The 12479-nt window shown below is 49.0% G+C and carries 13 protein-coding genes; 9 read left to right on the forward strand and 4 right to left on the reverse strand.

What is annotated here, in order from left to right:
• Positions 1 to 93 precede the first annotated feature (93 nt).
• The 3 genes from BLP55_RS00070 to BLP55_RS00080 form a co-directional block, all read right to left on the reverse strand.
• Complete coding sequence (locus tag BLP55_RS00070) at positions 94 to 507, reverse strand: arsenate reductase ArsC (protein ID WP_091139798.1); 414 nt, start codon at positions 505 to 507, stop codon at positions 94 to 96.
• A 120-nt stretch (positions 508 to 627) separates the two neighbouring features.
• Positions 628 to 1086, reverse strand: a complete 459-nt coding sequence (locus BLP55_RS00075; RefSeq protein ID WP_091139800.1) for a DUF6428 family protein — start codon at positions 1084 to 1086, stop codon at positions 628 to 630.
• Positions 1087 to 1104: 18 nt separating this feature from the next.
• A complete protein-coding gene (locus BLP55_RS00080; protein WP_091139803.1) occupies positions 1105 to 1437 on the reverse strand; it encodes an ArsR/SmtB family transcription factor in 333 nt (110 codons plus the stop codon).
• Between the two features lie 419 nt (positions 1438 to 1856).
• On the opposite strand from BLP55_RS00080, the gene BLP55_RS00085 reads away from it, so the two are divergent.
• The 8 genes from BLP55_RS00085 to BLP55_RS00120 all read left to right on the forward strand — a co-directional run bounded on the left by BLP55_RS00085 (position 1857) and on the right by BLP55_RS00120 (position 9442).
• The gene (locus BLP55_RS00085; protein ID WP_091140694.1) at positions 1857 to 2393 is read left to right on the forward strand and encodes a nucleotide exchange factor GrpE; all 537 of its coding nucleotides are present in this window, start codon (positions 1857 to 1859) and stop codon (positions 2391 to 2393) included.
• Between the two features lie 9 nt (positions 2394 to 2402).
• Positions 2403 to 3518 (forward strand): molecular chaperone DnaJ, encoded by a 1116-nt coding sequence (dnaJ, locus tag BLP55_RS00090; protein ID WP_091139805.1) that lies wholly within the window; start codon positions 2403 to 2405, stop codon positions 3516 to 3518.
• Positions 3519 to 3703: 185 nt separating this feature from the next.
• On the forward strand, positions 3704 to 4627 hold the full coding sequence (locus tag BLP55_RS00095) for an ABC transporter ATP-binding protein (protein ID WP_091139808.1): 924 nt from the start codon (positions 3704 to 3706) through the stop codon (positions 4625 to 4627).
• The gene (locus tag BLP55_RS00100) at positions 4627 to 5499 is read left to right on the forward strand and encodes a DUF808 domain-containing protein (RefSeq protein WP_091139812.1); all 873 of its coding nucleotides are present in this window, start codon (positions 4627 to 4629) and stop codon (positions 5497 to 5499) included. Before BLP55_RS00095 ends, BLP55_RS00100 begins: the two co-directional genes overlap by 1 nt.
• A gap of 18 nt (positions 5500 to 5517) precedes the next feature.
• Entirely contained in the window at positions 5518 to 6819 is a 1302-nt protein-coding gene (locus BLP55_RS00105; protein WP_091139815.1) for an ABC transporter permease, read from the forward strand.
• A gap of 212 nt (positions 6820 to 7031) precedes the next feature.
• Positions 7032 to 8195: a sigma-54-dependent transcriptional regulator gene (locus tag BLP55_RS00110; RefSeq protein WP_091139817.1), complete on the forward strand. Its 1164-nt coding sequence runs from the start codon at positions 7032 to 7034 to the stop codon at positions 8193 to 8195.
• Positions 8196 to 8304: 109 nt separating this feature from the next.
• Positions 8305 to 8928 (forward strand): DEAD/DEAH box helicase, encoded by a 624-nt coding sequence (locus tag BLP55_RS00115; RefSeq protein ID WP_091139820.1) that lies wholly within the window; start codon positions 8305 to 8307, stop codon positions 8926 to 8928.
• Entirely contained in the window at positions 8912 to 9442 is a 531-nt protein-coding gene (locus tag BLP55_RS00120) for a GNAT family N-acetyltransferase (protein WP_091139823.1), read from the forward strand. The genes BLP55_RS00115 and BLP55_RS00120 overlap by 17 nt, the downstream gene beginning before the upstream one ends.
• A 22-nt stretch (positions 9443 to 9464) precedes the next feature.
• Here BLP55_RS00120 and BLP55_RS00125 read toward each other — a convergent pair whose 3' ends face one another.
• Entirely contained in the window at positions 9465 to 10715 is a 1251-nt protein-coding gene (locus BLP55_RS00125; RefSeq protein WP_091139826.1) for a hypothetical protein, read from the reverse strand.
• Between the two features lie 120 nt (positions 10716 to 10835).
• Between BLP55_RS00125 and BLP55_RS00130 the strand changes: the two genes are divergently transcribed.
• Positions 10836 to 12470 carry an ABC-F family ATP-binding cassette domain-containing protein gene (locus tag BLP55_RS00130; protein ID WP_091140695.1) on the forward strand — a complete coding sequence of 545 codons (1635 nt, stop codon included), beginning with the start codon at positions 10836 to 10838 and terminating at the stop codon, positions 12468 to 12470.
• Positions 12471 to 12479: the final 9 nt, after the last annotated feature.

Raw genomic sequence — 12479 nt, forward strand, 5'->3', positions numbered from 1 at the left:
TTTTGCAACAAAAACCTGTATTCAAGTCAGTCGAGTTGCCGCAGCTACCGCAGCTTTTGTGAACAGAAGTCCGCAACATCGGCTAAGGAGCGGTCATAAATTTTGCGCCACAAAAGTCCCGCAATACGCTTTGATCAGTTCGCGGACATTTCTGAATTCCTGTAAAAGGGCGTCTTCACTTCCCGTTGCTTTGGCCGGATCGGGAAAATTATGGTGGAATTTCTTTGCCTTTGTTGGAAAGAAAGGGCAATTCTCTTTCGCGTTATCACAAACTGTTATGACAAAGTCGAAGTCAATTTCGTAATATTCATCAATATGGTTAGAAGTGTGTGCAGCAATATCGATTCCATCTTCCTTCATGATTGAAATTGCTTTCGGGTTTACGCCGTGCGTCTCGACACCGGCACTGTAGATTTCGGCTTTGTCTTTCGCAAAATGGCGAAGATAGCCCTCTGCGATTTGACTTCGGCAGCTGTTTCCCGTACAAAGCACTAAGATTTTCTTCATAATTATACAAGTAACCAAATTAGATTGATGATAAAGAATTTCGCGTCCCAACCAAAAAGCAATTGCAAAACCACAACCGAAGTCGTGATCACCAGCGGCTTTTTGTATTTGATAAAAAAGTTAACAGCAGTTTCCATCGGGCAAGCAGCAAGGGGTTTCGAGTTCCGACAGTTGGCGCTTTTGTTTTGGTGTTCCGCAATTCTCTTTCGCCAGGCAAGCCGTTTGTTTTGCGAGCAGCACAAAGTGGTGGCCATCGAATCCCAGGTCGTATTTCCCGATGGTTCCCGATTGGTATTCTACTTCGATTTCCAAATCTTCGATCTCCAAAACCTTTTCCGAAAGCGCTATTATTTTTTGGAGTTTTGCTGGTTTGAGCCGATGTTCGAAATCGTTGGCATCCCACAGTTGAAAGTTGGCCACTTTTTCCTGTCGCACCGTTCCGCCGCAATCGATGAAATGTTTCGAGATTACGCCAATTTCGGTTACGTGAAAATGTTCGGGAACCAGAGTGCCATTGTCGAGCTTAAAGCGCACCGTTTCGGCGGTTTCTAAAATTTGTTTGATTTCAGACAGTTTCATGATTGCGATTTTATTGGATTAGCAACAGTTGTTTTTCTTCTTTTCAAGACTGGTTGAAACAATGGCAAAATAGCCTTGCAGTATTTCCAAAGCGGTTTCGTCGATACAATAGCAAATGGCATTTCCTTCTACGTTTCCTTTGATCAACCCCGCGTTTTTGAGTTCCTTTAAATGTTGGGAAACAGTAGGCTGGGCGAGCGGCAGCACATTGACGATATCGCCACAAATACAAGTGTCAACACCCATCAGGTACTCAATGATGGCAACTCTTGCGGGATGACCCAGCGCTTTGGCCAGAATGGCGATTTGGTTTTGCCGATTGGTGAAATGTTCGGTTTTGGTGGCTCCCATTTAAATATTTTTATATTGCAATATTACGATAAACTTTTCAATAACAATGATTAGGAGCGTATTTTTTTTTGACATCAAAAAGATTTCTGTGGATGACAGCCAAAACGATAAAAAAAAGCGCTGTGTACTACAGCGCTTTTTCTTCAATATGTGGTGAATTAATAATATTGAGAAGCCTTTCGGCCAACCTTAAAGATTTCAAATCGGGCCTGATTTTCTTTTCAGGGTAACAAACATAACCAATACGAAATCGAAATAGTCTTAAAATTCTATTAATTTTTGTGTTAAATATCGATGGACGTCAGGGCGCCACGATCTATACGAAATAAAATAGGGTGACAATTTGGCATTTTTGGTCAAATGGCAATACTTTTGCCACGCGCCATGCGATGAAAAATATTTTTAAAAAACAACATAAAATGACGACCGAAAATACGGAAAATGAAAAAGAGCTCGACGAGGCAACTCTAGAAGCGAATGCCAATGGCGAGCAGTTGATCATCGAAGAGTTAACCGCTGAAGAACAGCTCAAAAAGGAACTCGACGCCGAAAAAGACAAGTTCCTGCGTTTGTTTGCCGAGTTCGAAAACTATAAAAGACGTACCGCCAAGGAACGACTGGAATTGTTCAAGACGGCCAACCAAGAGGTGTTGCAGTCGATGCTGCCGGTGCTTGACGATTTTGACAGGGCCATGTCAGAAATTTCCAAATCGGGCGACGAGGCGCTCACCAAAGGCGTGCAACTCATCCACGAAAAACTCAAAGGAACACTCGTTTCGAAAGGGTTAGAAGAAGTAGCCGTAAAGGCTGGCGACGCTTTCAATGCCGATTTTGCCGAAGCAATCACCCAAATTCCATCACCAGAACTCAAAGGAAAAATCGTCGACGTGATCGAGAAAGGCTATCAACTGGGCGACAAAATCATCCGATTCCCTAAAGTGGTCGTCGGACAATAATCCATCAAGATGAAGAAAGATTTATACGAAATACTCGGGATCGACAAAAGTGCCGATGCCGGCGCGATCAAAAAAGCCTACCGCAAAAAGGCGCTCAAATACCACCCAGACAAGAATCCGGGCGACAAGCAGGCCGAAGAAAATTTCAAGGCGGCAGCCGAGGCTTACGAAGTTTTGAGCGACCCTGACAAAAAGGCCAAGTACGACCAGTACGGGCACCAGGCTTTCGAAGCAGGCGGATTCGGCGGCGGTCACCATATGAACATGGATGACATTTTCAGTCAGTTCGGCGATATTTTCGGGAGCGCGTTCGGTGGCGGTTTCTCGGGTTTCGGCGGTGGCGGCGGACAACGACGTGCCAAGGGATCGAACCTGCGCATCAAGGTCAAGTTGACGCTCGAAGACATCGCGGGCGGCGTCGAGAAAAAAGTAAAAGTCAAACGAAAAGTACAGGCCCAAGGCGTCACCTACAAAACATGTGCTACCTGTAATGGGCAAGGTCAGGTGATGCGCGTGACCAATACGATCCTGGGCAGGATGCAGTCGGCTTCGACGTGCCCTACCTGTCATGGCACGGGACAAATCCTCGACAAAAAACCAGCCGATGCCGATGCGCAAGGCCTGGTCATCGCCGAGGAAACCGTATCGATCAAGATTCCTGCGGGCGTCGTCGACGGCATGCAGCTCAAAGTGTCCAACAAAGGAAACGAAGCCCCGGGTACCAACAGCCTGCCGGGCGACCTGATTGTGGCCATCGAAGAAGTCGAGCATGAATTCCTCAAACGCGAAGGCGAGAACCTGCATTACGATTTGTACATCAGCTTTCCCGAAGCCGTATTGGGTATCTCTAAAGACATTGATGCGGTGGGCGGAAAAGTACGCATCAAATTGGAAGAAGGCATCCAATCGGGCAAGATCTTGCGCTTGAAAGGAAAGGGTATTCCAAGCCTGAACGGATACGGTAGCGGCGACTTGCTCGTACACGTAAACGTATGGACGCCCAAGCATTTGAACAAGGAGCAAAAGGCGTTTTTCGAGAAATCGCTCCAAGAGGATAACTTTGTCCCAAGCCCTGAAAAAAGCGACAAATCTTTTTTTGAAAAAGTTAAAGATATGTTTTCGTAACTTAAAAAAATATTTTACATTTGGGTTGTTACTAGGTAACTAGTAATTTCTTTTTCATAGCAATTTTTCCCATCCTTGTGCAAATAAGGGTGGGTTTTTTTTGTAACGTTAGCGCGGCGGTTGGCTCTAATTCGCTAAATTTACGCGGCGTTACCGCAAGGGAATCCCAACAAAACCCATATTTCATGCATAACATACTGGAAGTCAAAAACGTCGTCAAACAATACGGCGATTATACGGCACTTAATTCGGTGTCGCTTAATGTTCCCCAAGGCAGCATCTACGGACTGCTCGGGCCCAACGGCGCCGGAAAAACCTCGCTCATCCGGATCATCAACCAAATCACGATGCCCGATGCGGGGCAAATCCTGCTCGACGGCGAGGCGCTCAATCCAAGCCACATCAAACAAATCGGTTACCTGCCCGAAGAGCGCGGTTTGTACAAATCGATGAAAGTGGGCGAGCAATGCCTGTATCTGGCGCAGCTCAAAGGATTGTCGAAGGACGAGGCGCTCACGCAGCTCAAATATTGGTTCGACAAACTCGAAATCAAAGGCTGGTGGGACAAAAAAATACAAGAGCTGTCCAAAGGCATGGCGCAAAAAATACAATTCGTCGTCACGGTGTTGCACCAGCCCAAGTTGCTCATTTTTGACGAGCCGTTTTCTGGGTTCGATCCGGTGAACGCCAATTTGATCAAAGACGAAATCCTCGAGCTCAAAAAGAAAGGCGCCACCATCATCTTTTCGACGCACCGCATGGAAAGTGTCGAGGAATTGTGCGACGACATCGCGCTCATCCACAAATCCAACAAACTCATAGAAGGCAAACTCGACGACATCAAACGCCAATACCGCACCAACAGTTTCGAGGTGGGCATCCTGACGGCCAATGTCGAGGGGCTTATGTACGATTTGACGCAAAAGTTCACCGTGGGGCAAACCCAGTTCAAATCGCTCAACGACGAACTCAAACTCGAAATCCAGATCGGCAACGCCACGCCCAACGATTTGCTCCAAATCCTGACCGCGCGCGGACAAGTCACGCACTTTGTCGAAAAGATCCCGAGTGCAGGCGACATCTTCATCAAAACCGTAAAAGAAAACTAATGGCATCGGGAATCTTTGCAGTACTAGACGACATTGCCGCGCTCATGGACGACGTGGCCGTAGCCAGCAAACTGGCGACCAAGAAAACAGCGGGCATCCTCGGCGACGATTTGGCCGTGAACGCAGAAAAAGCCACGGGTTTCCTGGCTTCACGCGAACTGCCCGTGCTTTGGGCCATTTCAAAAGGGTCGCTGCTCAACAAAGTCATCATCGTGCCCGTAGCGCTTTTGCTCAACGCGTTTTTTCCGATGGCCATCAAGGTCATCCTGGTATTGGGCGGTTGTTTCCTCGCGTTTGAGGGCGCCGAGAAAATTGTACATTATTTGTTCCACCGCCAAAAAGAAGGACACGAAGTGATCGAAGAAGCGACCGACGGAAATGCCGACGAGGAAAAAGCCAAGGTCAAATCGGCGGTCATGACCGATTTTATTTTATCGGTCGAGATTGTCATCATCGCGCTCGGTTCGGTGCTCGACAAACCGCTCATGACGCAAATCCTGACCGTCTCGGTCGTGGCGCTCATCGCGACGGTGGGCGTATACGGCATTGTCGCGCTTATCGTGCGTATGGACGATGCCGGATTCAAGCTCATCCAAAAAAGCGGCGAAGGCAGCTTTGTGGCGCGCATCGGTCAATTGCTGGTGGCGGCGCTTCCGTGGATCATCAAGATACTGGCCGTGGTGGGTACGCTGGCGTTGTTGCTCGTCTCAGGCGGCATCTTTGTGCACAACATCGATTACTTTCACCACCTGATGCCGGGCGTCCCTTCGATCGTCAAGGAATTTGCGCTCGGGCTTGTCGTGGGCATCGTCATCGTGGGCATCGTCATGCTGTTCCAAAAAGTCATCAGGTCGTTCAAAAAGGCCCAATAATCCATCAAAAATCAAAAAATGAGTACACTTTCCCTGATCATCAAACGCGAGTTCAACGCCAAGGTACGCAACAAATCGTTTATCGTGATGACGTTCCTGAGCCCGATCATCTTTGCCGCCGTCATCGCGCTGATCGTATACGTGGGCAGCCTCAAGGCCGATGTCAAACAAATCGCGGTGCACGACGAATCGGGCGTCATCAAGGGCGAGCTCAAGAATTCCGACGAATACCGCTACGTCGATTTGTCGACGGTCGATTTAAAAACGCTGCGCGACAGCGTCACGTCGGAGTTTTACGAAGGCCTGCTTTACATCCCCAAAACCGACAGCCTCAAGGCGCTCGAGAAAAAAGTCGAATTTATCTCGAACGACAGCCCAAGCGCCGGGTTCATCGGTTCGCTCGAAAATACCATCGGTCAAAAACTCACCTACGCCAATTTCGAAGGTGCGAAACTCGACACGGCCGCCATCAGCAAGGCCACGATAGACATCGACATCAACCTGACCAAATCTACGGGCGAAAAATCGGTCAAAGGGCTCAACGAGATCAAGATCGGCATCGGCTTTATGTTTGGCTACCTGATCATGATGTTCATCATCATTTACGGCAACATGGTCATGCGCTCGGTGATCGAAGAAAAAACCAACCGCATCATAGAGATCATCATCTCGTCGGTCAAGCCGTTCCAGCTCATGATGGGCAAAATCATCGGGACGTCGCTTGCGGGCGTCTTGCAATTCCTGATCTGGGCCATTGTGGGCGTCGGACTTATGATGGCCGGCACCGCATTTTTTGGCGTCGATGCGAGTCCCACCGCCGGCATGTCGCCCGAAGTCATGGCCGCCGCCGAGCAAAACATGGGCACCGCCGAATTGTACATCCGCGAAATGTGGAACCTGCCCATTGCCACGCTCGTGGTTTCGTTCATTGTGTTTTTCATCGGCGGGTATTTCCTGTACAGCTCGCTGTATGCTGCCATCGGAGCGGCCGTAGACAACGAAACCGATTCGCAGCAATTCCTGCTCCCTATTATCATGCCGCTCATTGTGGCCATTTACATCGGGTTTGTGACCGTCATCAACGACCCGCACGGCAACATCGCCACGGCGTTTTCGATGGTGCCGTTTACGTCGCCCATCGTCATGCTCATGCGCATCCCGTTTGGTGTGCCGGTATGGCAAATCGTGTTGTCGATGGTACTTTTGTTCGGGACGTTTCTGGGCATCGTTTGGTTTGCGGGCAAAATTTACCGCGTCGGGATTTTGATGTATGGGAAAAAACCGAGTTGGAAAGAGATTATGAAATGGATTAATTATTAATTATTTTTATTATTTATTGGGAGCTAAATCCCGCTTTGCACTGCAATCTTTTTACTTTTAAAGGAAAAGTAAAAAGGATTTCCGTTTCAATCGGGGCTAGGGCCCGTTGGTAAATTCAGGATTTTCTAAAACGAGGGCAATCTGCATTCAATCTCCCCGAATCTCCCTATCTTAGACAATAAATAATAACAATAAAAAATAAACAATAAAGAATGCCACGCATTTTAATCATCGAAGACGAAGCGTCCATCAGGCGTGTACTCACCAAAATATTGTCCGAAGAAAGCGACACCTATACCGTAGACGAAGCCGAAGACGGCATCACCGGTTTCGAGAAAATCAAGGCCACCGACTACGACCTCGTGTTGTGCGACATCAAAATGCCCAAAATGGACGGTGTCGAGTTGCTCGAAGCGGTCAAAAAAATCAAGCCCGAAATCCCGATGGTCATGATCTCGGGCCACGGCGATATGGAAACCGCCATCCAAACCATGCGGCTCGGGGCGTTCGACTACATCTCCAAACCACCCGATTTGAACCGTTTGCTCAATACCGTGCGCAACGCGCTCGACAAAAAGCAACTCGTGGTCGAGAACAAGATCCTCAAGAAAAAGGTCAGCAAGCACTACGAGATGATCGGCGAAAGCGACGCCATCAACCACATCAAAGACATCATCGAAAAAGTCGCCAAGACCGATGCGCGCGTGCTGGTTACGGGCCCCAACGGAACAGGCAAAGAACTGGTCGCGCACTGGTTGCACGAAAAAAGCGAGCGCGCCGCGGCCCCACTCATCGAAGTCAACTGCGCGGCCATCCCGTCGGAACTCATCGAAAGCGAGTTGTTCGGGCACGTCAAAGGCGCCTTTACATCGGCAGTCAAGGACCGTGGAGGTAAGTTCGAAGCGGCAAACAAGGGCACGATTTTCCTCGACGAAATAGGCGACATGAGCCTGTCGGCGCAAGCCAAGGTGTTGCGCGCGTTACAGGAAAACAAGATTTCGCGCGTGGGCGACGAAAAGGAAATCAAAGTCGATGTACGCGTGATTGCCGCCACCAACAAAGACCTCAAGCACGAAATTGCCGAAGGCCGTTTCCGCGAAGATTTGTACCACCGTCTGGCCGTCATCCTGGTCAAGGTGCCGGCGCTCAACGACCGCCGCGACGACATCCCGCTTTTGATCGAACATTTTGCCGTCAAAATCGCCGAGGAGCAGGGCAACGCGCCCAAATCGTTTTCGACGCAAGCCACCAAGTTGCTGCAGGAATACGATTGGACGGGCAACATCCGCGAGTTGCGCAACGTAGTGGAACGCCTGATCATCCTGGGCGGGAACGAGATTTCGGAAAACGACGTGAAGTTGTTTGCGAGTAAATGATTTTACCGCAAAGGAGCACAAAGTTTTCGCAAAGTTCTCAGAGATTCGAAAGGGCGCTTTGCGTTTCTTTGCGAAACCTTGGCGTATCTTTGTGGTATAATTGAAAAGAATGAACCTCAAAAAAATAAACCCAAACCTCCAAAAAGCGCTCCTCGAGAACGACTTTATCGTGCCGAATGAAATGCAGGAAGCCACCTGGTCGTCGGTCAAGAGCGGCGCCGATTGCGTGGTGGTTTCGCCGCCGGGAAGCGGTAAGACCACGACGTTGGTGATGCACGTCATCCAAAAACTCCAAGCGGCATCGGGCGAGAGCACGCGCGCATTGGTGTTTGTGCAGGACAAAGACCAGATGCTCGAGGTGGTGAACCTGTTCAAGACGCTGGGCAACTATACCGACTTGCGCGTGTACGGCGTACACGAAAAAGGCGATACCGATTTCGACAAAAACCACATCTCGTTGGGCCTTGATGTGCTCGTGGGGCCGCCGGCCAAACTCAATGCACTGTTCTCAACGGCGGGTTTCAACATGAATACGATCAAGATTTTTGCCGTAGACGATGCCGATGTCTTGTTCAAGAACCGTCAGCACGCCGCGATTTCCAGATTGTCCGACAGCGTCGAGAAAACGCAGCGGTTGTTTTTCGCCTCGGCCGTGACCGAAAAACTCGAATTGATGGCCGACAAAATCATGGTAGAACCTTTATTCTTTGAACCCGATGAGGACGCGTCTTGAATCTGAACGGTTGCTGTTTCGCGAATTGATCGCATCGGATGCCGAAGCCATGTTTGAACTCGACTCGGATCCCGACGTCGTGAAATATGTAGGCGTCCAACCGCTTACGCACATCGACCAGACGCGCGAACTGATTGCGCAAATCCAACGGCAATACCGCGAAAACGGCATTGGCCGATGGGGCGCGTTTTTGAAAGACACGGGCGAATTCATCGGTTGGGCCGGACTCAAATACATTGCGGAACTCAACGGCAAAAAAGACAACTATGATTTGGGCTACCGGTTCCTCAAGCCGCATTGGGGCAAAGGCTACGGTACCGAATCGGTGCGGGCGTTTATCGAATTTGGTTTCAACGAAATGAAGCTCGAACGCATCAGCGCCTACGCAGACCTTGAAAATACCGCATCGGTCAAGGTGCTCGAAAAATGCGGGCTACAGTTCGTCAACACTTTTATGGACGAGGGCGATTTGTGCGGATGGTATGAAATAGACAATCCGTCGGTAAAAAAGTAGGGCCAGAAGACCGGCCCTGTAACTATAGCAGATTGTAGCCGATTTGCAGCGCGAACGAAGAAAATTTCGTGTTCCATGACGCCGCGTCTGTCAAAACCCTAGGCGCTCCGTATCGGAATTGAGCCGTCCATTTTTTGTAACCGAGTCCCACTCCAACCGCAAAATTTCCTTTTTGTTCCACAGGCAGCGTGACCGATGCGTTGGCGAGCCCGTCCTTGTTCTGCAACACTATGTCGTCGGAGGAAACCATGATCGGAAACACATAGGCGGCATCAATAAACATGCGGGTGTGGGCATTAAACCTAAAATGGCGACGTGCGCCCAACGGAATATCGATGGTCGCATAACGCACAACCGCCGTGTAATGCAATTGATCACCGTCGTTAAAAAACTCGGGGTTGTTTACATAAGCCACATAGTTTTTTTGCGCATCGAAATTCTGATAGGTAGGATTGGTAAAAATGCTCCAATTGTTGTGGTTAAAAGGCAGGAACGCTTCGGCTTCGAGTCCCAAACGATAGGACGTGTAATTGATGGTGGCCGACGCATCATAATAAGAATAAGGATCGGTCAACTTCATCGTCGCCATTTGCGCCCCAACTGTTATACGCAAAGCGAAGGTTTCTTTTGGCTTGTCGGCGTTTGCCTTGTTTGGCGCATCGTTGTCGAAACAACTGTTGTACCGTTCAAAATGCGCCATCAAAACGCTGCGGCTGTAGGGCATGTTTTTGAACGAGGTATCGTCGGTTTTTTCACAACGAACGTTGTTGAACAGCTGTTGTTGGAACAATTTATTTTCGCCAATGCCGCTGTTGCTTTCCATGTAGCGGATCATCACCAATTGCTCCAGGGTTTTATCGGGCGTTTCAAAGAAAAACTTCTGCACGTTTCCCTGCACATATTCATACAAAGAGGCCTGGCCCGACACCAGCAGCAGCAAAAATTGCGTTTCGATCTTGAAATCGGGATTGCGACTGTTTTGTACGGCATTGGTTTGCGGCAACGAACGTTCCATCTCCATCATGTAACGTTTGTAGACACGGCCACCATCGATGGCAAACTCACGTACACCGTTGATATTTTCTGTTTCCGGTTTGTCGTTTGGGTTGATTTTGTAACGGAATGACGTTGGATTGTCTTTCCAGTCCAGGTTTTCGATGTAACAGTCGACCTTTTTTCCCGCATTGTACACGAAATAGCCTTTTTCGAATTGCACTTGCGCATAAGATAGCACGCCGAACAGCAGCGTCAATCCAGTGAGTATTAATTTCATGATGTGTTTGTTTTGGTTGTTTCAAATATAACACTTTAAGGATACCGACAACATAGAAAATCTGTAATGTGAAATTTTTTTCATTCGATTCGACTATCTTTGCCGCTTCAAAAAATCACCATGATCACAGTCAACGACATTTCGGTACAATTCGGCGGAACAACCTTGTTCAGCGATGTTTCCTTTGCGATAAATGAAAACGACAAAATCGCCTTGATGGGCAAGAACGGCGCAGGAAAATCGACGCTTTTGAAAATCATCGCCGGAGCGAGCAAGCCGTCTACGGGCAGCATTTCGGCACCCAAAGAAGCGGTGATTGCATACCTGCCGCAGCATTTGCTTACCAAGGACGATGCAACGGTGTTCGACGAAACGTCCAAGGCGTTTGCGGGGATTTTTAAGATGAAGGCCGAAATCGACGAGCTCAACGAACAGCTCACCATTCGCACCGATTATGAATCGGACGATTACATGAAGTTGATCGAACGCGTGTCTGAACTTTCAGAGAAATTTTATTCGATCGAAGAAGTCAACTACGAAGCCGAAGTCGAAAAGGTTTTGAAAGGACTCGGATTCGAGCGCGAAGATTTTACGCGTCCCACCTCGGAGTTCTCAGGAGGCTGGCGCATGCGCATCGAATTGGCCAAGATCCTGTTGCAAAAACCCGATTTGATTTTGCTCGATGAGCCCACCAACCACATGGACATCGAATCGATCCAATGGCTTGAAGACTTTTTGATCAATTCGGCCAAGGCGGTGATGGTCATCTCGCACGACCGCGCGTTTGTCGACAACATCACCAACCGTACGATCGAAGTGACCATGGGCCGCATCTACGACTACAAAGCCAAATACTCGCACTACCTCGAATTGCGCAAAGACCGCCGCGCGCACCAGCAAAAAGCCTACGAGGAACAACAAAAAATGATTGCCGAAACCACCGAATTCATCGAACGTTTCAAAGGCACCTATTCCAAGACACTGCAAGTGCAATCGCGCGTCAAGATGCTCGAAAAACTAGAATTGGTCGAGGTCGATGAGGTTGATACATCGGCACTCAGGCTCAGGTTTCCGCCGTCGCCACGAAGCGGACAGTATCCGGTAGTGGTCAATGAAATGGCCAAGTCCTATGGCGACCACGTCGTGTTCAAAGACGCGAACATGGTCATCGAACGCGGCCAAAAAGTCGCACTCGTCGGCAAGAACGGCGAAGGCAAATCGACGATGATCAAAGCCATCATGAAAGAAATCCAACCCGACGGCGGTAAAGTCGAGATCGGGCACAACGCCATGATCGGTTATTTCGCACAAAACCAAGCGTCGCTTTTGGATGAAAACATGACTGTTTTCGAGACCATCGATACCATTGCCGTGGGCGACATCCGTACGCAGATCAAGAATTTGCTCGGCGCGTTCATGTTCTCGGGCGACGACACCACCAAAAAAGTCAAGGTGCTTTCTGGCGGCGAAAAAACGCGTCTGGCGATGATCAAACTGTTGCTCGAACCGGTCAACGTCTTGATCCTCGATGAGCCGACGAACCACCTCGACATGAAAACCAAAGACATCATCAAAGACGCTTTGAAGGATTTCGATGGCACGTTGATCCTGGTCTCGCACGACCGCGACTTCCTCGACGGACTGGCCGAAAAAGTGTTCGAGTTTGGCCACAAGCGCGTCAAGGAGCACTTCGAGGATATCAAGGGATTCCTCGCACACAAAAAAATGGAGAGTTTGCGCGAAATCGAAAAGTAAGCCAATTTT

Origin of the sequence: Flavobacterium caeni, assembly GCF_900101895.1 — a bacterium.
Taxonomy (GTDB): Bacteria; Bacteroidota; Bacteroidia; order Flavobacteriales; family Flavobacteriaceae; genus Flavobacterium; species Flavobacterium caeni.